The organism is Hydrogenophaga sp. UC242_53 (genome assembly GCF_042696965.1).
Taxonomy (GTDB): domain Bacteria; phylum Pseudomonadota; class Gammaproteobacteria; order Burkholderiales; family Burkholderiaceae_C; genus Hydrogenophaga.
The window spans coordinates 1043727-1064743 of record NZ_CP170552.1; the positions used below are offsets into that span (position 1 = coordinate 1043727).

At 69.7% G+C, this 21017-nt stretch carries 22 protein-coding genes, 1 pseudogene and 1 riboswitch; of the genes and pseudogenes, 13 read left to right on the forward strand and 10 right to left on the reverse strand.

Features of this window, described 5'->3' with window-relative positions:
* The first annotated feature begins 33 nt into the window (after positions 1-33).
* From urtD to ACFJI0_RS05455, 7 genes and pseudogenes are all read left to right on the forward strand, one after another.
* Positions 34-786, forward strand: coding sequence for an urea ABC transporter ATP-binding protein UrtD (gene urtD / locus ACFJI0_RS05425; RefSeq protein WP_382323698.1), 753 nt, complete (start codon positions 34-36; stop codon positions 784-786).
* An 11-nt stretch (positions 787-797) separates the two neighbouring features.
* On the forward strand, positions 798-1487 hold the full coding sequence (gene urtE / locus ACFJI0_RS05430; RefSeq protein WP_382159747.1) for an urea ABC transporter ATP-binding subunit UrtE: 690 nt from the start codon (positions 798-800) through the stop codon (positions 1485-1487).
* A 24-nt stretch (positions 1488-1511) separates the two neighbouring features.
* Positions 1512-2550, forward strand: a pseudogene (locus tag ACFJI0_RS05435) (aliphatic amidase).
* Positions 2551-2598: 48 nt separating this feature from the next.
* The gene (locus ACFJI0_RS05440) at positions 2599-3405 is read left to right on the forward strand and encodes a CbbQ/NirQ/NorQ/GpvN family protein (RefSeq protein WP_382159744.1); all 807 of its coding nucleotides are present in this window, start codon (positions 2599-2601) and stop codon (positions 3403-3405) included.
* Complete coding sequence (locus tag ACFJI0_RS05445) at positions 3402-5105, forward strand: VWA domain-containing protein (RefSeq protein WP_382323699.1); 1704 nt, start codon at positions 3402-3404, stop codon at positions 5103-5105. The genes ACFJI0_RS05440 and ACFJI0_RS05445 overlap by 4 nt, the downstream gene beginning before the upstream one ends.
* A gap of 108 nt (positions 5106-5213) precedes the next feature.
* Positions 5214-6368: a transporter substrate-binding domain-containing protein gene (locus ACFJI0_RS05450; RefSeq protein WP_382323700.1), complete on the forward strand. Its 1155-nt coding sequence runs from the start codon at positions 5214-5216 to the stop codon at positions 6366-6368.
* On the forward strand, positions 6368-7021 hold the full coding sequence (locus ACFJI0_RS05455) for an ANTAR domain-containing response regulator (RefSeq protein ID WP_382159735.1): 654 nt from the start codon (positions 6368-6370) through the stop codon (positions 7019-7021). Before ACFJI0_RS05450 ends, ACFJI0_RS05455 begins: the two co-directional genes overlap by 1 nt.
* A gap of 4 nt (positions 7022-7025) precedes the next feature.
* Here ACFJI0_RS05455 and ACFJI0_RS05460 read toward each other — a convergent pair whose 3' ends face one another.
* The 8 genes from ACFJI0_RS05460 to ACFJI0_RS05495 are packed head-to-tail and all read right to left on the reverse strand — an operon-like array spanning position 7026 to position 13721.
* Positions 7026-7778: a hypothetical protein gene (locus ACFJI0_RS05460; RefSeq protein ID WP_382323701.1), complete on the reverse strand. Its 753-nt coding sequence runs from the start codon at positions 7776-7778 to the stop codon at positions 7026-7028.
* Between the two features lie 7 nt (positions 7779-7785).
* Positions 7786-8466, reverse strand: coding sequence for a cysteine hydrolase family protein (locus ACFJI0_RS05465; protein WP_382323702.1), 681 nt, complete (start codon positions 8464-8466; stop codon positions 7786-7788).
* A complete protein-coding gene (locus ACFJI0_RS05470; RefSeq protein ID WP_382323703.1) occupies positions 8463-9242 on the reverse strand; it encodes a creatininase in 780 nt (259 codons plus the stop codon). Before ACFJI0_RS05470 ends, ACFJI0_RS05465 begins: the two co-directional genes overlap by 4 nt.
* 4 nt (positions 9243-9246) lie before the next feature.
* Positions 9247-10152, reverse strand: coding sequence for a DMT family transporter (locus ACFJI0_RS05475; RefSeq protein WP_382323704.1), 906 nt, complete (start codon positions 10150-10152; stop codon positions 9247-9249).
* On the reverse strand, positions 10149-10898 hold the full coding sequence (locus tag ACFJI0_RS05480; protein WP_382323705.1) for an SDR family NAD(P)-dependent oxidoreductase: 750 nt from the start codon (positions 10896-10898) through the stop codon (positions 10149-10151). Before ACFJI0_RS05480 ends, ACFJI0_RS05475 begins: the two co-directional genes overlap by 4 nt.
* The gene (locus tag ACFJI0_RS05485; protein ID WP_382323706.1) at positions 10895-11677 is read right to left on the reverse strand and encodes an SDR family NAD(P)-dependent oxidoreductase; all 783 of its coding nucleotides are present in this window, start codon (positions 11675-11677) and stop codon (positions 10895-10897) included. Before ACFJI0_RS05485 ends, ACFJI0_RS05480 begins: the two co-directional genes overlap by 4 nt.
* Position 11678: 1 nt before the next feature.
* Complete coding sequence (locus ACFJI0_RS05490) at positions 11679-12689, reverse strand: fatty acid desaturase family protein (RefSeq protein ID WP_382323707.1); 1011 nt, start codon at positions 12687-12689, stop codon at positions 11679-11681.
* A gap of 6 nt (positions 12690-12695) precedes the next feature.
* Positions 12696-13721 (reverse strand): ABC transporter substrate-binding protein, encoded by a 1026-nt coding sequence (locus ACFJI0_RS05495; protein WP_382323708.1) that lies wholly within the window; start codon positions 13719-13721, stop codon positions 12696-12698.
* A gap of 52 nt (positions 13722-13773) precedes the next feature.
* A riboswitch (guanidine-I (ykkC/yxkD leader) is annotated at positions 13774-13878 on the reverse strand.
* A gap of 243 nt (positions 13879-14121) precedes the next feature.
* Here ACFJI0_RS05495 and ACFJI0_RS05500 point away from each other — a divergent pair.
* The 4 genes from ACFJI0_RS05500 to ACFJI0_RS05515 all read left to right on the forward strand — a co-directional run bounded on the left by ACFJI0_RS05500 (position 14122) and on the right by ACFJI0_RS05515 (position 17112).
* Positions 14122-14841 (forward strand): endonuclease/exonuclease/phosphatase family protein, encoded by a 720-nt coding sequence (locus tag ACFJI0_RS05500; RefSeq protein ID WP_382323709.1) that lies wholly within the window; start codon positions 14122-14124, stop codon positions 14839-14841.
* On the forward strand, positions 14838-16052 hold the full coding sequence (clsB, locus tag ACFJI0_RS05505; protein WP_382159707.1) for a cardiolipin synthase ClsB: 1215 nt from the start codon (positions 14838-14840) through the stop codon (positions 16050-16052). Before ACFJI0_RS05500 ends, clsB begins: the two co-directional genes overlap by 4 nt.
* A 62-nt stretch (positions 16053-16114) precedes the next feature.
* A complete protein-coding gene (locus ACFJI0_RS05510; protein ID WP_382323710.1) occupies positions 16115-16687 on the forward strand; it encodes a YbhN family protein in 573 nt (190 codons plus the stop codon).
* Positions 16585-17112 (forward strand): lysylphosphatidylglycerol synthase domain-containing protein, encoded by a 528-nt coding sequence (locus ACFJI0_RS05515; RefSeq protein ID WP_382323711.1) that lies wholly within the window; start codon positions 16585-16587, stop codon positions 17110-17112. The genes ACFJI0_RS05510 and ACFJI0_RS05515 overlap by 103 nt, the downstream gene beginning before the upstream one ends.
* On the opposite strand, the gene ACFJI0_RS05520 is transcribed toward ACFJI0_RS05515, so the two are convergent.
* Positions 17066-18274, reverse strand: a complete 1209-nt coding sequence (locus tag ACFJI0_RS05520; protein ID WP_382323712.1) for a phosphatidylserine/phosphatidylglycerophosphate/cardiolipin synthase family protein — start codon at positions 18272-18274, stop codon at positions 17066-17068. The genes ACFJI0_RS05515 and ACFJI0_RS05520 overlap by 47 nt on opposite strands.
* Positions 18275-18452: 178 nt before the next feature.
* Here ACFJI0_RS05520 and ACFJI0_RS05525 point away from each other — a divergent pair, with 178 nt between their 5' ends.
* Both ACFJI0_RS05525 and ACFJI0_RS05530 read left to right on the forward strand, forming a co-directional pair.
* Complete coding sequence (locus ACFJI0_RS05525; protein ID WP_382323713.1) at positions 18453-19157, forward strand: hypothetical protein; 705 nt, start codon at positions 18453-18455, stop codon at positions 19155-19157.
* A gap of 76 nt (positions 19158-19233) precedes the next feature.
* Complete coding sequence (locus tag ACFJI0_RS05530; protein WP_382323714.1) at positions 19234-19746, forward strand: hemerythrin domain-containing protein; 513 nt, start codon at positions 19234-19236, stop codon at positions 19744-19746.
* Between the two features lie 9 nt (positions 19747-19755).
* Here the strand turns inward: ACFJI0_RS05530 and ACFJI0_RS05535 are convergent, their stop codons facing one another.
* Positions 19756-20727 (reverse strand): SDR family oxidoreductase, encoded by a 972-nt coding sequence (locus tag ACFJI0_RS05535; protein WP_382323715.1) that lies wholly within the window; start codon positions 20725-20727, stop codon positions 19756-19758.
* Positions 20728-21017: the final 290 nt, after the last annotated feature.

Consider the following 21017-nt stretch of genomic DNA (forward strand, 5'->3'; position numbering starts at 1 on the left):
GCCATGCACGTTCCCACCCACGCCCTGTCTTCCATGACCCCCTCTCAAACCCGCGACCACGTGCTGCAGGTCGAGAACCTCACCGTCTCCTTCGATGGCTTCAAGGCCGTGAACGACCTGAGCCTGGCGGTGGAGCGCAACGAGCTGCGCGTCATCATCGGTCCCAATGGCGCGGGCAAGACCACGCTGCTCGACATGATCTGCGGCAAGACCCGGCCCACCGCCGGCCGCGTGCTGTTCGAAGGGCGGGACCTCACCCGCCTGAGCGAACACCAGATCGTGCGCCTCGGCGTGGGCCGCAAGTTCCAGACGCCCTCGGTCTACGAAGACCTCACGGTCTTCGAGAACCTGGAGATCTCCCTGCCCCGCATGCATGGCCTGTTCCAGTCCCTCACGTTCCGGCGCAGCGGCGCCATCGTGGAGCGCGTGAAGGCCATGGCCGAGCAGGTCTTCCTGATCGATCGCCTGGGCCACCGCGCCGGCCTGCTCAGCCACGGCCAGAAGCAGTGGCTGGAAATCGGCATGTTGCTGATGCAGGAGCCCACCCTGTTGCTGCTGGATGAACCGGCGGCCGGCATGAGCCCGCGCGAACGCGAGCAGACCGGTGACCTGCTCAGCCGCATCGCCAGCGGCCGCTCGGTGGTGGTGATCGAGCACGACATGGACTTCGTCAAGCGCATCGCCCACCGCGTCACGGTGCTGCACCAGGGCCGGCTGCTGAGCGAAGGCAGCGCCGCCCAGGTGCAGGCCGACCCCCGCGTCATCGACGTCTATCTCGGCCACTGAGGAGGCACCCCATGTTCGACATCTCCCGGCTGAACGTGTGTTACGGCGAGTCGCACGTGATCCACGACATCTCGTTCCAGGTGCAGGCGCGCGAGTCGGTGGCCATCATGGGGCGCAACGGCATGGGCAAGACCACCCTGCTCAAGTCCCTCATCGGCCTGTTGCCCACGCGCTCGGGCGACATCCAGCTCGATGGCCGCGCCCTCCAGGGCCTGCCCAGCCACCGCCGCGTGCAGCACGGCCTGGCCTTCGTGCCCCAGGGGCGCATGGTGTTTCCCTTCCTCACGGTGGAGCAGAACATCCTCTCGGGCGCCGAGCATTCGGGCCATCGCGAGGTGCCCGACTACATCCACCGCTTCTTCCCGGTGCTCAAGGAGATGAAGCACCGCAAGGCGGGCAACCTCTCGGGCGGCCAGCAGCAGATGCTCGCCATCGCGCGCGCGCTCATCTCCGAGCCCAAGGTGCTGATCCTCGATGAGCCCACCGAAGGCATCCAGCCTTCCATCATCAAGGAGCTGGCCCAGACCCTCAACGTGCTCCGGCGGGAACGCGGCTTTGCTGTCGTCGTGTCGGAGCAGGTGCTCAGTTTTGCCCTCGATCTCGCCGACCGGTTCCTGGTCATCGACCGAGGGCGCATCGTGCACGAAGAAGCCCGTGCCAATCTGGATCAGGAAAAGGTCAAGTCCTTCCTGACCGTCTGACGTCAACCCCCCAAGGAGTCTTTCATGCGACATGGTGACATTTCCAGCAGCAACGATTGCGTCGGCGTGGCCGTCGTCAACTACAAGATGCCCAGCCTGCACACCAAGGCCGAGGTGCTGGCCAACGCCCGCAAGATCGGCGACATGCTGGTGGGCATGAAGAAGGGCCTGCCGGGCATGGACTTGGTGATCTTCCCGGAGTACTCCACCCACGGGATCATGTACGACGCCAAGGAGATGTACGAAACCGCCTCCACCATTCCCGGTGCCGAGACGGAGATCTTCGCCGACGCCTGCCGCCGCGCCAACGTCTGGGGCGTCTTCTCGCTCACCGGCGAGCGCCACGAGGAGCACCCCAACAAGGCGCCCTACAACACGCTCATCCTGATGAACAACAAGGGCGAGATCGTGCAGAAGTACCGCAAGATCATGCCGTGGGTGCCCATCGAGGGCTGGTACCCGGGCGACTGCACCTACGTGAGCGAAGGCCCCAAGGGCATGAAGATGAGCCTGATCATCTGCGACGACGGCAACTACCCCGAGATCTGGCGCGACTGCGCGATGAAAGGCGCCGAACTCATCATCCGCTGCCAGGGCTACATGTACCCGGCGAAGGAACAGCAGATCATGGTGCGCCAAGACCATGGCCTTCATGAACAACTCGTACGTGGCTGTGGCCAACGCCACCGGTTTCGACGGCGTGTACTCCTACTTCGGCCACTCCGCCGTGATCGGCTTCGACGGCCGCACGCTGGGCGAATGCGGCGAAGAGGAAATGGGCATCCAGTACGCCGAGCTGTCCAAGAGCCTGATCCGCGACGCGCGCAAGAACGGCCAGTCGCAGAACCATCTGTTCAAGCTCGTGCACCGCGGCTACACCGGCCTCATCAACTCGGGCGACGGGGACAAGGGCGTGGCCGCCTGCCCGTACAACTTCTACGCCAAGTGGGTCAACGACCCCGAGGCCACGCGCGAGATGGTCGAGTCGTTCACGCGCACCACCGTCGGCACCGCCGAGTGCCCGATGGAAGGCATTCCGAACGAAGAGACGAAACACCGCTGAGCCCGTCACCCCAACCGCGCCTTGTTCCGCACCGGAGGACCCCGTTCCATGCAGTCACCCCTGGACGACCATCTCATCCGCTCCGAACCGTTCTACCAGCCTTCGGGCGAGGAGATCGAATGCTACGAGCGGGCGTACCGGCACCGCCTGCCGCTGATGCTCAAGGGGCCCACCGGTTGCGGCAAGACGCGCTTCGTCGAGTACATGGCCTGGAAGCTGCAGCGCCCCCTGGTCACCCTGGCCTGCAACGAGGACATGACCGCCTCCGACCTGGTCGGGCGCTACCTGCTCGACGCCCAGGGTACCGCCTGGCACGACGGGCCGCTGACCCTCGCGGTGCGCCATGGCGGCATCTGCTACCTCGACGAGGTGGTGGAAGCCCGCCAGGACACCACGGTGGTCATCCACCCGCTCACCGATGCGCGGCGCATCCTGCCGCTGGACAAGAAGGGCGAGGTCATCCAGGCCCACCCGGACTTCCAGCTGGTGGTCTCCTACAACCCGGGCTACCAGAGCAGCGCGAAGGACATGAAAGCCTCCACCCGACAGCGCTTCGCGGCCCTGGAATTCGACTACCCCGACACCGAGACCGAGGTCGCCATCGTCGCGCAGGAAGCGGGCATCGACGCCGCGCTGGCCCGCCAGCTCGTCACCATCGCGCAGTGCACGCGCGCCCTCAAGCAGCGCGGGCTGGACGAAGGCGCCTCCACCCGGGTGCTCATCTACGCGGGCGTGCTGGTGCGCGACGGACTCACCCCCACGCAGAGCTGCGAGATGACCCTGGTGCGCGCGCTGACGGACGACCCCGACATGGCGCAGGCCATCCGCGATTTCGTGAAGGCGCAATTCGGATGAAGAGCGACCTGCCGGCGCACGTGCTCCCACCGGATGTCGACGCGATCGACGGCCTGCTGCCCTCGCTGGCCTGGCTCGGTTCGGGCCTGCTGGGCGGGCCGCTGTCGGTGGCCGAGGCCAGCGCCGGCCCTCGCGCGCGCCGCACCATCCTCACGCGCGAGCAGGTGCTGCTCAGCCGACAGGCGCTGGAGGACGCGGCCGCGCCGGCCGGCGGGCTCTACCGCGCCAGCGTGGCCCACGCCGTGGCGCACTTGCTGTACTCGCCGCTGCGGCAGCCCGCCCGCCTGCTCAAGCCCATGAGCCAGGCCGTGGTGTCCGCCGTCGAGGACGCGCGCGTGGAGCGGCTGCTGGCCCGGCGCTACCCCGGTGTGAGCGGCTGGTTCCTCGATCACCTCGCCCCCGTGCCCGAGGCCGGGAACTTCAGCTTCGAAGCGCTGCTGGCCCGCATGGACCGCGCGCTGGCCGACCCGGGTTACGCGGACGACAACCACTGGGTGAACAAGGCCCGCCGGCTGTTCGAGGAAACGCAGACCCGCCACGGCCTGGGCGACGCCCCGGCGTTCCGCGCGATCGCCTCCATCCTGGCGAACGACCTGGGGCAGATGCGGGTGCGTTTCGATCCCCAGCACCACGTCGTGCCGTCGCCCTACCGCGACGACCACAGCATCCTGTGGCAGCACGACGACAACGAGCAGGACGAACAGCAGGCCATTGCCGCGCCCCGCTCGGCCCCGGCGCGCGCGGCCGCACCGCCCCCACAGGCCAGCGACGGGACGCAGCCCGCGCGCGAACCGGCCGAGGTGGAGCTGGGCCGCACCCTGCACGCCGAATGGCACCACCGGCTGGCGCTGTGGCGACGGGACTGGTGCACCGTGATCGAGAAGCTGCCGGCCCTGGCGCCCACCGCGCTCGCCCGCGCGCAGCCCGCCTTGTCCCACAGCTTCAGCCCGGTGTCGCTGCACCGCGTGCGCCGCCTCAGCCGCCGCCAGCGCCTGCGCCGGCAGTGGGAGGGTGAAGACATCGACCTCAACGCGGCCATCGAGGTGCTGGTGGACCGCCGCCTCGACCTGCAACCCGAGCCTCGGCTTTTCATGCGCCCGGGCCGCGAGGCGGGCACCTCCCGCATCCTGGTGCTGCTCGATTTGTCCGAGTCCACCAACGACCCCTCGGGCGCGCGCGGCGCCTCGCTGCTGGACATCGAAAAGCAGGCCGCCTTCCTGTTGGCCGAAGCCACGGTGCACACGCAGGACCGCGTGGCGATCCATGGCTTCAACTCCAACACGCGCGCCGAGGTGAGCTACTACCGCCTGCTCGAATGGGACGACCCGCTCGACGGCGCCGCCCGCGACCGCCTGGCCTCGGTGCCCGCCCGCCACTCGACCCGCCTGGGCGCGGCCTTGCGCCAGGCCACGGCCCATCTGCAAACCCAGCCCGGGCGCCATCGCGGCCTGCTGGTGGTCACCGATGGCGCGCCTTCCGACGTGGACATGTTCGAACCCGACTACCTGGTGGAGGACGCGCGCATGGCGGTGCAGCAGGCGCACCGAGCCGGCATCCGCACTTTCTGCCTGGCGGTCGATGCCGCGGCCGACCATTACGTGCGCCGGATTTTCGGCTGGCGCGACCATGGGATCGCGGCCGATCCGAGCCACCTTCCGGTACAGTTGCAGAGAGCCTATGTGAGGCTGGCCGCCGGATGACGGCCGCACCGCCTGGCACCCATCCCCTGCTGTTCACGGCCCTGCCCATGCCCCTGAAGACCCCCGTTCGTCCCCACATCGCGGCGCCGACCGCATCCAGGGTGTGCCATGGTTGACCGCGATCCCGTGCGCGTCGGCGTGCTGTTCTCCTCGACCGGTGTCACCTCCACCATCGGCCTGTCGCAGTTGCATGGCGCCTTGCTGGCCATCGACGAAATCAACGATGCCGGGGGCATCAACGGCCGCGAGCTGGTGCCGGTGCACCACGACGCCCAGTCCAACCCGCAGCGCTACGCCCAGCTGGCCGAACAGCTGATCCTGCAGGACAAGGTCAACGTCATCTTCGGCTGCTACATGTCCAGCAGCCGCAAGGCCGTGATCCCCGTCATCGAAAAGTGGAACAAGCTGCTGTTCTATCCCACGCTGTACGAGGGCTTCGAGTACTCGGCCAACGTCATCTACACCGGCGCGGCGCCGAACCAGAACAGCGTGCAGCTGGCCGAATTCATGACGGCCAATTTCGGTGCGCGCGTCTACCTCATCGGCTCCGACTACATCTATCCCTACGAGTCCAACCGCATCATGGGCGAGCTGGTGATGCAGCGCCAGGGCAGCGAGAAGCTGGCCGAACGCTATGTGGCGCTGGACGCCACCGAGAAGGACTTCGCGGACATCATGGACGACATCCGCCACAAGCGGCCCGACTTCATCTTCTCCACCGTGGTCGGGGACTCCACCGCCGCCCTGTACCGCGCCTATGCCGATGCCGGCTTCGATCCGAAGACCATGCCCATCGGCAGCCTCACGACCTCCGAAGCGGAAATCTCGCAGATGGAGAAAGGCCTGGCCACCGGGCACTACACCTCGGCGCCTTACTTCCAGTCGATCGAATCCGCCGCCAACCAGCGCTGCCTGCAAAGCCTGCGCCGCCGCCTGGGCGAGAGCTGCGTGCCCAACCTGTGCTGGGAGGCCTCGTACTTCCAGATGCACATCTTCGCCAATGCCATGCGCCAGTCGCGCAGCGACGACATCGCCGAGCTCATGCCGCACGTGCTGGGCAGCGAGTTCGACGCGCCGCAGGGCCGCGTGCGCATCGACCCCAACAACCACCACACCTGCCTGTACCCGCGCATCGGCCGCGTGAACGCCGAGAGCCAGTTCACCATCGTCCGCCAGGCGAGAAGGTCGGTGTACCCCGATCCCTACCTCGTCACCCACTCGCTGGGCGACTGGGCCGCCCGCCTGGACACCCTGGAGTCTTGATGGTCGACCGCGCGGAGCCTCCACGCGCGCTGCGGGCCACGCCCCAGCAGCTCAAGGAACTTCGCACGCTGACCGTGGCGGTCATCCACCCGGACGACTCGGACGGCCGCCAGCTCACGCAACAGCTGCAACGCATCGGCTGCAAGGTGCAGGCCTTCTGGCCGCCCGTGCAGTCCATCGGCAAGGATGTGGACGTGGTGTTTCTCGCGGTGCGCCCCGAGATCCTCAACCTCAACATGGACTGGGCCCACGCCGAGGACGCGCCGACGGTGATCGCGGTGGTCAACTACGAGAACCCGACCATCGTGGAGGTGGTGCTGGGCCTCGAAGCGAAAGCCGTGCTGCCCTCGCCGGTGCGCTCGTTCGGCCTGCTCTCCGCGCTGGTGCTGGCCCGCGAGAGCCACAAGGTGAACCGCGCGCTGGCGCGGCGCCTCAAGAAGGTGGAGGCCAAACTGCTCGGCGTGCGGCACATCGCCGATGCCAAGGCCATCCTGATGAAGAGCCACCACGTCTCGGAAACCGAGGCCTACGACCTGATCCGCGACCAGGCCATGGCCAAGCGGACCACGACCGAAGAGGTGGCGATGGCGATCGTGGAGGCCCACGAGCTGTTGTCCGTGTCGCTGCCGCCTCGCCATCCCCGATCGGAATAGGCCCTCACGGCGCGTGCCACTCCAGCACGCGCCAGCGCGGTGGCAGTCCTTCACAGGCCAGGGTCGCTTCGGCGTCGCCCGCGCGGCCCAAGGTGCAGGGCCAGGCCTGGCCTTCGAGCGCCGGCCGTGTGGCGCGCTCCACCGCCCACACGCCCTTGCCCCAGGTGCCGAACGTGATCTGGAAGTCCAGCAGCGCCTCGGCCTCGTCCGCATGGCGTTGCACCACCTGGGTCAGGGTGTCGTCGGGCGCGGTGTCGGCGGGCCAGGCGGCTTCGCGCGGCCGCAGGTGCATGAGGTAGCGCCCACTGACCAGCAGGCGTTCGGCGGTGGGTTCGCCGGCCGCGTCCAGTGCGGCCAGCGCGATGCGCCGCCCCACCGAGCCGGGCAGGCGCTCCCACACCTCGAGGTAGCTGCCGTGGATGCCGGTCTCGATCACGCGCTCCGGGGTCTCGAACACCATGTGGCCCGCGTCGGGCGTGCTGCGCGGGGGCTGGAAATCGATGCTGCGTTGCCAGGTGCAGACCTCGGGCCGCGCCGGGTCGGGCCGCGTGATGGCGGTGGTGCCGGCAAAGCCCTGCTGTTGCGCGCGGTCGGCGGGCGTGGCGCGCTCGGCGTCGGCGGGCACGCGCAGGTCGCCGTGCCACAGGCCGGTCTGCAGCCAGTGCACCCAGCTGGTGGTGTCGCGGCCCTCGGGCGTTTCAAGCAGGGTGCGTTGCCACACGCCGTGGTAGCGGTCGGGGATGGTCGGTGGGCTCATGGGGATCTCAGGCACCGGTGAAGGCTTGCACCCAGGTGGTGACGCGGTCGCGCGCGGGCGCGCTGTCGGCGAGTTCGGCCACCACCTCGGCGGTGCTGCGCACACGGCCGAAGATGCCGCCTTCCACGTCGATCATGGCCAGCGCGGGCGCCTGCAGCGCGGGGTTGCTGGCGGCGGTGGCGTCGCCCACGGTGGTGCAGGCAAAGCCGCGGTCCACCGCTTCGCGCAGCGTGGAGTGCACGCAGACCTCGGTGGTCACGCCGCAGAGGATGAGCCGGTCCACGCCGTGCGCGGCGAGCAGTTGCGTCAGGCGCGTCTGGTGGAAGGCGCCGTAGCCGGGTTTGTCGACCACGAATTCGCCGGGGGCCGGTTGGAGCGCGTCCACGAAATCGTGGCCCTGTTCGCCGCGCACCAGCAGCCGGCCCAGCGGACCCTGGCTGCCGATGGCCGCGCCCGCGGCGGTGCTGCGCGCGAGCTTGGCGGGCGGGCAGTCGCTCAGGTCGGGCAGGTGGCCTTCGCGCGTGTGCACCACCAGCAGGCCCTTGGCGCGCGCGGCGGCCAGCAGTTGCTGGATGTTGGCGATCGGTTCGCGCAAGCGCTGCACGTCCATGCCGGCGGTGTCGGCATAGCCCCCCGGGCTGCAGAAGTCGCGTTGCATGTCGATCACGATGAGCGCGGTGGTGCTCATGGCGCGGGCCTTTCGAAACCGGTGCGCACGGCCTCGGCCATGCGGCGGGCCACTTCGTCGGCGAGCCGCTTGCCTTTCACCGCGTCCGAGCCTTTGGCGGAGGAGAGCACGCCAGAAGCGGGCACCCAGTCGGTGCGCGGCGGGTACATCTCGTAGGGCGGGAAGTCGGCCGGGCCGTCGTCGGGCAGCAGGTCCATGCGCACGAGGTTGGGGTGGTAGTGCAGCATCATCGAGGTCTCCAGCACGGCGGCGTGTTCCAGCGCGAAGCCGGGGAAGCCATCGGGGAACACATCGCCCAGGGTGTCGGGCGTCATGAAGTCCCAGTACTCCAGGCGCATCACCTGCAGCTTCGCGCCGAGGCCGAGGTCGCGCAGGCCCAGGTCGATGCCCTCGATCAGGAACCACTGGTTCTCGTAGTGGCCGTTGACGATGACGAGCTTCGTGAGGCCGTGGCGCGCGAACTCGCGCACCGCGTCGCGCACCTGGCCGATGAGGGTGGCGGCGTCCACGCTGGTGGTGCCGCAGAAGTGCTGGCCGCCGCCGCACTTGGGCTGCGACTTGTAGCCGTACGACAGCGTGGGCGCGACCAGGCCACCCACGAGGGCGGCCGTGTCGGCGGCGATGGCGCTGGAGAGCAGGCCATCGGTGCCCAGGGGCAGGTGCGGGCCGTGCTGTTCGAGCGCGCCCACGGGCAGGAGCACGGGCGGCTGGTCTTGCGTCACGCGGGCCTGGTAGTCCAACCACGAGAGCTGGTTCATCCACACGGTGTCGGTCATCGGTTCATCCTCCTGTCGGGGCGGTTTGGGGTCGGGGGTCGGTTGGGCGGTTGTCCAGGGCTTCCACCAGCGCGGCCACGGCAATGAGCGTGCCGCCGGCCCAGCCCATGGGCGTGAGCGTCTCGCCGCCGAACCAGAGCGCGGTGAGCACGGCCACCACCAGTTCGGCCAGCAGGATCACGCCGGCGCGGCTGCTTTCCAGGTGCGTCACGCCGAACTGCCAGGTGGCGGTGGCCAGCAGCAGCCACACGAAGCCGTAGGCCAGCACCGCGAGCCACACGCCGGCGGGCAGGGCGGGCACGCCCTGGCCCAGCGCGGCGGTGACCGCCAGCGAGATGGCGCCGCAACCGACGAAGACCGCGAAGGTCTTGCTCTGCAGGGGCACGCCTTGCGCGGCGCGCGCGAGCAGGTTGTTGCCCGCGAAGGCCAGGCCGGCGGAGAGCGCGAGCCCATCGGACAGCGAGAACGAGAGGTCCACCGCGCCCGGGCCGCCCAGCACCAGCCACAGGCCCACGATGGCCGCGACCACCGCGGCCCAGCGCGTGGGCGGGATGCGCTCCTTGAGGAACAGCCAGCCGCCCAGCACCGACCACACCGGCGAGAGGTAGAACAGGAACATCACGCGCACCACGTCGCCCACCATGAGGGCGTTGACGAAGGAGGTGTTGGCCCAGCCGCCCACCAGCGCCAGCGCGAGCAGCCAGCCCCCGTGCGCGCGCCAGGCCGCGCGCTCGCGCCAGATGAAGACCAGCGCGCACAGGCCCACCGCGCCGTAGGAGACCAGCGAGACCATTGGCCCGCTCAGGCCCTGCGCGATGAACCACTTGAGCGGCATCCACGACAGGCCCCAGAGCGAGGCCGAGAACAGCAGCACGCCGGTGGCGAGGCGGTCGGATGGCGCTGCGCTCATGGCATCACCGATCCGCCGTTGGGCCCCAGCACCTGGCCGCAGTAGAAGCGAGAGAGGTCGCTGGCGAGGAACAGCGCCGTGGCCGCGATCTCCTCGGGCTCGGCCACGCGGTGCTGCGGGATCGCGAGTTCCTTCTCGATCCATTCCGGGCTCATGTGTTCGAGCGAGACCATGGCGGTGTTCACCGGGCCGGGCGCGATGGCGTTGACGCGGATGCCTAGCGGCGCGAACTCGCGCGCCAGCGAGCGCGTGAGCCCGATCACGCCGGCCTTGGCCGCGCAGTAGGGCGCGTACCGTTCGCGGCCCAGGATGCCCAGGTCGGACGCGAGGTTGACGATGGCGCCGCTGCCGCGCGCGACCATGCCCGGCAGCACGGCGCGCGAGGTGAGGAAGACGGATTTGAGGTCGACGCCGAGCATCCGGTCCCAGTCGGCTTCGGTGGTGTCGAGAAAGGGCTTCTCCTGGATGATGCCGGCGTTGTTGACCAGGATGTGGACTTCGCCCGCTTCGGCCGCGAGGCGCTGCACCGCGTCGGCGCGGCTGACGTCGGCGTCGATCGCGAGCGCCTCGCCGCCGTCGCGTTGAATCGCCTGCACCACGGCCAGTGCGGCCTCGGCCTGCCCAAGGTGGTTGACCACCACGCGCGCGCCGGCCTGCGCGAACAGGATCGCGATGGCGCGGCCGATGCCGGTGGCCGCGCCGGTGACCAGCGCGGTCCGGCCCTGAAGGGAGAGCGCGTGCTTCATGCCATCACCTCGCCGTGGCTGGCCACCAAGCACTGGCCGGTGAGCGGGGCCGCACCCTCGCTGGCGAGGAAGAGAAACACGCCAGCGAGGTCGTCTGGCGTGAGCATCACGGGCCGGGCCTGTTTCGAGAGGATCTCGCGCTCCACCTCGGCCTCGCTGCGGCCCTGTTCCTGTGCCATGGTGGCGAGCGAGCGCAGCGCGGCGGCCGTGCGCACCCAGCCGGGGCAGACCGCGTTGACGCGGATGCCGCGCGGGCCGAGTTCCAGCGCGAGCGAGCGTGTGAGGCCGACCACCGCGTGTTTGCTCGCCGCGTAGGCGGAGAAACCGGCCACGCCGATGCGGCCCCAGATCGAGCTCTGGTTGATCACGCTCGCGCCACGCGGCAACACCGGCAGCAGGGCCTGCGTGAGCCGCACCATGGAGCCCACGTTGTTGTCCAGCAGCGCGGACCAGCGCGCCATGGCCTCGGGCGAGGTGTCGGCCAGCGGCGTGGGGTACTCGGTGCCGGCGTTGTTCACCAGCACGTCCAGCGTGCCCCAGCGCTCGCGCACCTGGGTGGCGATGCGCGCGATCTGTGCCGGGTCGCCCAGGTCGCACACGGCGGCGCTGGCGTCGAGCTGGGCGCTGAGCGCGGGCAGGGCGGTGTCGGCCCGGTCGAGCAGCATGAGCCGCGCGCCCTGCGCGGCGAAGGCCCGCGCCAGCGCGCTGCCGATGCCGCCGGCCGCGCCGGTGACGAGCACGGTCTTGCCTTCCAGGCCGTAGCGGACAACAGCGGTCATGTCAAACAGCCGTCAGGAACGACACACCGACGGCACCGAGGAAGCCATCGGCGCGGCCCGGCGTGCCCGGTGGCTGCACCGCGCCGTAGTTGCTGGCCAGCACGCGCTTGACGCGGTTGAGGTGGAAGCTGCGCAGCAGCTCGCGCACCGTGACCACCTGGGCGTAATCGGACGGGTACAGCTCGCGGTGGAAGGCCGGCAGGCGGTACCAGGGCGCGGTGGGGCGCTCGTGGTGGGCGTTGTGGAAGCCGAAGTTCAGCCACACCAGGTTGAGCCATTTCGCGTCCAGGCTCACCACGTCGCTGAAGGTGTTGGCCTGCTCGTAGGCGCGGTCGCGCACCTTGTCCTTGGGGATGGGCGCATCGTCGAGGATGGGGTAGGCGTCGTAGGTGTGCTGGAAACAGTCGGCGAAGCGCAGCACGGTGACGAAGATCAGGTAGGCCAGGGCGTACAGCGCCAGCGCCTTGAGCGACCACCAGCCCAGCGCCACCCAGGCGGCGATGCGCACCAGTGCGATGCCGATGACGCGGCCGCGCGCGGCTTTTTTCTTCTCGCCCATGAAGGGCATGGCGATCACGAAGCCGCGCATGACGAACTCCACCGCCGGGATGTACGCCCACTCCAGCGCGAGCACCGTGCGGCGTATGACGGGGCGCGCGCGCAGGAAGGCCTGGGCGTCGAAGGTGATCACGTCGGCGCGCTCCACGTGGTGGCGCATGTGCTTGCGGCGCAGGTCGGCGAAGCTGGCGAAGCAGCTGCCGTTGATCCAGCTCATGAGCGTGCCCCAGCGCTCGTTGGCCTGGGGTGTCTTGAAAATCGCGTAGTGCGCGAACTCGTGGATGAAGTAGGCCGACCAGACCAGGGTCTGCGCCACCAGCAGCACGCCCAGCGCGTTGAGCCAGCCGTTGGCTTGGCCGAGCAGGACGATGCCCGCGGGCCAGCCCAGCAGCGTGAAGGCGAGGGCGGCCACGTTGGGCCACACGCCGTCCTCATAGCGGAACACCGATGTCATGGCGGCTTACTTCGCGACCATGGCCTTGACGAGGCCGGCGTCGAACGTGGCTTCGGTGGCGGGAATCGTGGTGATCTGGCCCTTGGCCTTGAGCAGCTGGGCGATGATGTCGCCGCTGGCGTAGTACGAGGTGGTTTCCTTCGCGGGCAGGAAGGCCTTGGGCATCTCGGCCAGCGGGATGTTGTAGACGCCGGTGAGCTGTTCCTTCACCTCGGCGGCGGACACGCCCATGAACTTGCCGATGATCTTGTGTGCCTCGGCCGGCTTGGCCTTCATGTAGGCCATGCCGTCCAGGTAGGCCTTCATGATGCCGGTGATCTCGGCCGGTTTGGCCTTGATGACCTTGTCGTCGAACACCAGCACGTCGGCGATCAGGCCCGGCGCGTTCTTCGAGGAGAACACCACCTTGAACTTCTTGCCGCCGCCCTGGCCGAGGATCTGCGACAGGCTGGGCTCGTAGGTCACGCCGATGGGCAACTGGCCCGAGGCCATCGCCGCCGGCACGGCTTCGGGCGTCATGCTTACCGGGGTGATGTCCTTCTCGCTCAGGTTCACCGTCTTGAGCGCGTACGAGAGCAGGAAGTCGCTCGGCGAGAGCGGGTTGTAGCCGATCTTCTTGCCTTTGAAGTCGGCCACCTTGGTGATGCTGCCGTCGGCCACGATGGCGTCGCCGCCGTTGGAGTAGTCGATGGGCATGACCACCTTCATGGCGCGGCCTGCGGCGACCTGGCCCACCACCTGGTCGTAGGTCAGCATGCCGCCGTCCACCGCGCCCGAGGCGATGGCCGCCGGGATCAGCGCGGGGTCGTTGAAGACCTGCAGCGAGACCTTGAGGTTGTATTTCTTGTAGAGGTCCAGCGCTTCGGCCACGTAGAACGGGCCGTAGCCGATCCACACCACGGTGGCGATCTTCATCGGGGCGGGTGCCTGCGCGAAGGCGCCGGCGGTGGCCAGCGACAGGGCCAGGCCCAGGGCGGGCTTGAGGAAGTGGTGGCGCCGGGAGGGGGATGCAGGGAGGGCGGTGCTGTTCATCAGAGGACTCCATGGGTTGGTGGGACGCGCAGGAAGAACCGATCTGTGATCGTTCTCCCGGGCTTTTGTCCCTCCGTGGAGCCTGCGATGAGGCCGGCACACTCTCGGACCAGACACCACGAGCCATCTCGTGGTCGGAACCCTAGTGCACCTGAGTGCCGAGCTGTCTCGGGGCGGACCCCAGATCGCTCTTCTTGCGCTTGGGGTGTGAGCAGAAAGCGTGCCAGCGGTTTGCGTGGGGTTCGGCCGGGGCGGTGCACCAAAACGAGGGCGAACCGATGCCGGCAGGTGCATTCGGCGCCGCAGCGCCGCCCCGGCTTGGTGCGAAGCGGTGACCGCCTGCGCGCGAATGCGCGTTTGTCTGACAGAGGGCGGCGCGGTGCCCTGCCTAGCATGGCTCATGCAGGTACTCACCGTGAACATCCACAAGGGCTATGACGTCTTCAACACCCGTTCCGTGCTGCACGGGCTGCGGGAAGCGGTGCGCGCCATGGGCAGCGACATCGTCTTTCTGCAGGAGGTGAAAGGCGGCAACGGGTCCAGCGCCGCGCAGTACGAGTTCCTGGCCGACGAGATCTGGCCGCAGCACGCCTACGGCCGCAACGCCGTGGCCGAGGGGCTGGACCACGGCAACGCGGTGATGTCGCGCTTTCCGGTGCTGCACAGCGAGAACCACGACCTGTCGATCAACGGTTTCGAGCCACGCGGCATGCTGCACTGTGTGCTCGATGTGCCGGGCCTGGGGCCCGACATGCACGTGATGTGCGCGCACCTGGGGCTGCGCGAATCGCACCGGCGCCAGCAGCTGGGCATGATCTGCGACATCGTGAGCCGCTATGTGCCGCCGGACTCGCCGCTGGTGGTGGCCGGCGACTTCAACGACTGGCGCCTGCGCGCCGACGGGCTGCTGGCGCCCAGCGGCCTGCGCGAGGTGTTCCGCCACGCGCATGGCCAGCACGCGCGCAGCTTCCCGTCGGGCTTTCCGGTGCTGCGGCTGGACCGCATCTACGTGCGTGGGGTGGCACGCGCCTTGCCCGTTCCCATGCCGCGGCGTCCCTGGGCGCGGCTGTCCGACCACGCACCGCTGGCCGCTGAAATCCACCTGGAGACCGCGCCATGAACTCGCATTGGGTGCCCGGCAACCGGATCACGCTGCTGGAGAACGGCGAAGGCTATTACCCGCCCGTGTTCGAGGCGATCGCCAACGCCGAAAAGGAAGTGCTGCTGGAGACCTTCATCCTGTTCGACGACAAGGTGGGCCGCCAGCTGCACGAGGCGCTCCTGAGCGCCGCGCGGCGCGGAGCGCAGGTGCATGTGCTGGTGGACGGCTGGGGCTCGCCGGATCTGCCGGCCTCGTTCACGCAGCCGCTGCTCGAGGCCGGGGTGCACTTGCGCGCCTTCGAGCCGGTGCAGCGCGTGCTGGGCGCGCGCGTCAACCTGCTGCGCCGCATGCACCACAAGATCGTGGTGGTGGATGGCAGGATCGCCTTCGTCGGCGGCATCAACTACTCCATCGACCATCTGATGGAGTTCGGCGAACTCTCCAAGCAGGATTACGCGGTGCAGATCGAAGGCCCGCTCGTGGGCCAGATCCAGGCCTTCTGCCGCGCCAACGTCGAGTCGCCCCAGCCCGCGCGGGGGCAATGGCTGCGGCGCTGGCGCTCGAGCCTGCGCCGCAAAGGCGTGGCCGAGGTGACGGGCGAAGGCGCGCTCGCCGCTTTCGTCACGCGCGACAACAACGAACACCGCAGCGACATCGAACGCCACTACCGCGCGGCGATCCGCAGCGCGCGCCACCGCATCCTGATCGCCAACGCCTATTTCTTCCCCGGTTACCGCTTCCTGCGCGACCTGCGCCGCGCGGCCCGGCGCGGGGTGCAGGTGGATCTCTTCCTGCAGGGCCGTCCCGACATGCTGTGGGTCAAGCGCGCGAGCGAGCTGCTGTACCGCCACCTGATGCGCGCGGGCATCAACATCTACGAGTACAACGAACGCCCGCTGCACGGCAAGGTGGCGGTGGTGGACAACCTCTGGGCCACCGTGGGTTCCAGCAACCTCGACCCCACCAGCCTGAGCCTGAACCTGGAGGCCAACGTGATCGTGCGCGACGAGGCCTTCGCGCGCCACCTCTGCGGGCGCATCGACGAGCTGCTGCAGACCTGCTGCCAGCGCGTGGAGCTGCCCACGCCGAGCCGGCTGCGGTCGGCCTGGATCGCGGTGCGCAGCATGGTGGTGTTCCACGCGCTGAGGCGCTTCCCGGACTGGACCCGGCAGACCACGGCGCGCGAGCCGCGCGTGGTGGCCATGACCGTCGACCCGGACCCTTCATGAGCGCAACGCAGGGCCGCCCCCAGGCAAGCTCGCCCCGCGGTCCGCAGGACGAAGGTGCTTCCGTGAGCCCTGCACGGCAGCGCCTCTGGCGGTGGACGAAACGGATCGCGCCGTGGGCCCTGGCCGCGCTGGTGCTGGCCCTGGTGGCGCAGCAGGCCCGCGCGGTGGACTGGCCGCAGGTGTGGGTGTCGCTGCGGCAGCTGTCGGCGGGGCGGCTGGCGCTGGCGGCCGGCCTCGCGGCGCTGAGCTACGGGGTCTACGCCGGCTTCGACCTGGTGGGGCGCCACCTGACGCGGCACGGCCTGTCGGTGCCGCGCACGCTGGGCACGGCGGCCATCAGCTACGCCTTCAACCTCAACTTCGGCGCGCTGGTGGGCGGCTTCGCGATGCGGCTGCGCCTGTACACGCGCTGGGGCGTGGCCGCGGCCACGGTGGCCAAGGTGATCGCGCTGAGCATGACGACCAACTGGCTGGGCTACCTGTGGGTGAGCGGGGGTGTGCTGCTGTGGTCGCCGCCCACGTTGCCGGGTGGGTGGGCGCCGGGCGACACCGTGCTGCGCGCCCTCGGCGCGGCGATGGTGGCGCTGGCGTTGGCCTACCTGGTGCTGTGCGCGGTTCGCGCCCCCGCACGCTGAAGTGGCGCGAGCACGAACTGGCGCTGCCCGGCGGCCGCCTGGCCCTGGTGCAGGCGCTGGCCGGCGGCGCGAACTGGCTGCTGATGGGCACCATCGTGTGGGTGCTGTTCGAGGGGCGGGTCGATTTCGCCCTCGTGCTGGGTGCGCTGCTGATGGCCGCCGTGGCCGGCGTGATCACGCACGTGCCGGCCGGCCTGGGGGTTCTGGAGGCGGTGTTCGTGGCCACGCTGGGCGGCGTGTTGCCCGCCACCGAGGTGCTCGCGGTGGTGCTGGCCTACCGCGCGGCCTACTACCTGCTGCCGCTCGCCCTGGCGCTGCCGGCCTACGCCTGGAGCGAGGCCGCGGCGCGGCGCGGCGGCGCCCAGGGCCGCCAGGGCGTCAAGGACTCAGGCCCGGCCCTTCGACGGGGCGGCCGACCGACGTGAGGCTGCTGTGATCGGCCACCGGTGCCCGCGCCGGGGCCGTGGGGCCGAACCAACGGCGCAAGGGCGCCGGGCCGGCCAGGGAATGGGCATCGAGCAGCAGGGCGTGCGCCATGGCCGCCTGGCAGACGTCGTCGAGTTCGCTCGCGAACGCCGCATCGAGCACGAGCAGCTGCGCCGCATCGATCACGTCGCCGCTGTGCCAGCCCGAGCCGCCGTCGATCGCCACACTGGACCACACGCCGTCCACGGTGCTGTGCGCTGGCAGGGGCTGGCTGCCGTCCGCCTGGTACAGCCAGGCGCCGGCCCGCATGAGTTCGGCGCAGCTCGCGCGCCAGGGCCAGGCGTGGGGCGCGCCGCCGTGCTGCAGCAGCACCGACACATTGACGCCCCGGCCGGCCGCGCCAGCGATGGCCTGCACCAACCGGCGCGAGGGCGCGCGCCGCGCCAGGGCGATGAAGACGCTGAAGCGCGCCGTTTCCACGGCACCGATGAGCGGGCAGCCGGCGGCCGGGGCGGGCTGCGCCGATCCCGCGCGCGTGGCGATGCCCATGCGCTGGCGCCCCGCGAGCGCGATGGGCGGAAAGTGCTGCGGCGGCGGCGCGGGCAGGCGGGGTTCGGCGGTCTTCCAGCCGTCCAGGAAGAGCCGCTGCACGCGCTGGACGATGGGGCCGCGCACGCGCAGGTGCGGGCCCTGAGCCCCCGCGCCGGTGGATGGCGAGCCCGGGCCGCACCAGGCCGTGCGGCCATCCACCACCGCCAGCTGCCGCTGCATGGACTGGAAGCGCTGCGCCACCCAGCCGCTGAGGCCGCCGGGCCGTTCGAGGATGCGCACGGTGGCGCCGGCCCGGCGCAGCGGGCCCAGCTCGGCTTCCTGGCGCGGGTTGGCGGCCAGCACCTGCACACGCACGCCCTGCCGGCACAGCGCCACCAGCCGATGGAGCAGGCCGTCCTGCGCTTCGCCCACCTCGAGCAGGGCGGCGTCCAGGTTGATGTGGTCGCGCGCGCCGATCAGCGTCTCCACGAGCGCGGCGCGCGCCGCCCTCGCATCGCCGAGCACCTCGGCGTGGTTGCCGCCGAGCAGGGGTTCGCCCAGGCGGCGCACCAGTTCGTGGGCATGGGCCACGTGCGCGGGGACGGGTGGGGCGGGGAAGGACAGGCTCATGGTGGCGTGGGCTTGGGGTGGCGACCTGCGCCTGGGGCAAACAGCGTGCCCGGTGCCGGCGCGCGCGTCGCGGCACCCACAGCGGGAACGCGTTTTGCCCAACCAGCCGTGGATGCCGAGGGCCGGCGAACGGCGCCCGCATCCGTTTCATGCATCCGATCATTGAAAGGACACACCCATGGCACAACAGGACAACCGGAACCGCCAGCGGGGCGGTTACCAGCAAGAGGCTTTCAGCTCGCAAAACCGCCAGCAAGGCGGTGGGTACGAGTCGCCGCGCCAACCGCAGGGCGACCACGGTCGGGGTCGCGATGACGCCTGGCAGGGCGGCAGCGACTGGCGCCGCGAACAACAACGCGACCTTGGCAGTTTCCGCGATGAGGACACGTCGTACGGCCAGGGCGGCTACGGTCAGCGCGACCAGGACGACCGCTACGGCCCCGGCGGCTCCGGCCCATACCGCGGTGACGCGCCTCGGTACGGCCAGTACGGGCTGCGCGACAACGACGACGACCGCTACGGCCAGGAGCAGCGCGAGCGCTTCAACCGGCCCAGCGGCCTGGACCGCGACTACCGGGGTGCCGGTTACGCCGGCCCCGGAGGATACGGCGGTGGCATGGGCAGCAGCTACAGCGGCTCGCAGTCCGGCTACAGCGGTCGAGGCGACCCGCAGGAGCAGCAGTTCGACCCGGACTACAGCCAATGGCGCCGTGAGCAGATGCGCGCACTGGACGACGACTACAACCAGTGGCGCCAGGACCGCTTCAAGAAGTTCTCCGACGAGTTCTCCACCTGGCGTTCCAGCCGCCAGCAGACCGCCGGCACGGGCAAGAACGAGAGCGGGTCACCGCCGTCGGGCAAGCAGAACAAGGACAACAGCTGACGCCGCTGGCGCCTGAAGCCGGGAGAGGCCAACGCCCCTCCCGGCTTTTTTGAAGCCCTTCCGCAAGGAGACGCCCATGCGATCCGATGCCACGCCCGCCGAGATCTCGGACGCCGCCCGCCGCCACATCGTGGACGGGCTCAAGGGGGATCACCTGCGCGTGAAACAGGCCCACCGCCGGTTCCAGGAGCTGGATCCGCAGACGGCCGCCCTGGAGCGCGGCGCCCTGGTGGCCCACGTGCTGGACGAACTGACCGTGCATGCCGCCCTGGAGCAGGAGCTGCTGTACCCCGCGCTGCGCGAAGCCGCCGTGGCGGACGCAGGGCTGTTGGCGGCGGCCCAGCGCGAGCACGCCGAACTGCACGCGCAGATCAATCCCTTGCGCACGCTCAAGCCCGACGACGACCAGCATGCCCAGCGGTTCACGGACCTGTGCCTGCGCGCGCTTGGGCACATGAAATGGGAAGAGGCCCATCTCTTTCCCGGGCTGGACAGCAGGGCCTTGGACTGGGCGCGGCTGGAGGGCGAGATCGACCAGCGCCGGGAAGAGCTGGTCGTCGCCGAAGCGCCGGTGGCCGCCCCACCCTGACGGCCGCGCTCAGATCGCGTCCACGCTGCCGGTGACGGGCAGGACCACGCCGGTGATGTAGCCCGAGCAGCAGGGCGAGGCCAGAAAGACGTAGGCCGGCGAAAGCTCCTCGGGCTGGGCGGCGCGCTGGAAGTCGGTCTTTTCCCCGAAATCCTTCACTTTCCCGGCCGGCTGATCGCGCGGGTTGAGCGGGGTCCAGACCGGGCCGGGCGCGACGGCGTTGACCCGGATGCCGCGCGGCAGCAGGTTGCTCGCCAGCGACTTGGTGAAGGCGTGGATGGCCCCTTTGGTGGCGGCGTAGTCCAGCAGGTGGGCGCTGCCGCGCAGTCCGGTGACCGAGCCGGTGTTGATGATGCAGGCGCCTTCCTTCAGGTGGGGCAGGGCGGCGCGTGTCATGCGGAAGTAGCCGCCCAGGTTGGTGTCCCAGGTTTCCTTCAGCCGCTCGTCGTCGATGTCCTCGATGGATTCGGCGTGCTTCTGGAACGCCGCGTTGTTCACCAGGATGTCCAGCCTGCCGAAGGCCTTCACGGTTTCGTTCACCGCTGCCTCACACCAGGCCGGGTCCTTCACGTCGCCCTGCAGCACCAGGCATTGCCGGCCTTCTTCCTCCACATGGCGCCGGGTTTCCTCGGCGTCTTCCGAGGACGAGAGGTAGGCGATCGCCACGTCGGCGCCCTCGCGCGCGAAAAGCACCGCCACCGCCCGGCCGATGCCGGAGTCGCCGCCGGTGATCAGCGCCGCCTGTCCCTGCAGCTTCTGGCTGCCCAAATAGTCGGGCGCCAGGAACCGAGGGCGAAGTTCCAGATCAGACTCCTGGTCGTCCGCATCGAGGTGCTGTTCGGGCATTTTCGTGGGCTGGGCCCGCGCACCGGTCTGGGGCGGGCGCTTCTTCGCGGCGGGGGCGCGTTTCTTGCGCTGGTCGCGGCGGTCCTGCTCTGCATGGATGGATGCCTGTTTTTCGAGTGTGCGGCTGCTGGCCATGGGCGTGCTCCCGATGGGGGTTGAAAGGATTCGGCGAATCCTTGCGGGGCAGGGCGCGTGCCAACGGACCGCCGGGGAACCGGCGCCGGCCGGCGGAAGAATCTGCCGCAAAGGGGTTTGACGTTTTTGCGGTTTTTCTCGGAACCGGGCTTTTTTGGAGCGCTTCGAGTGCGTTTACATTCCAGACATGTTTGCATGCGCACAATGGCATGTTGCGGTCGCAACCGCCGCTTGCCCCACCGCGTCTCCACCCCACAGCCCGTCCCGACTTCCATGCCATTGACCTTCGC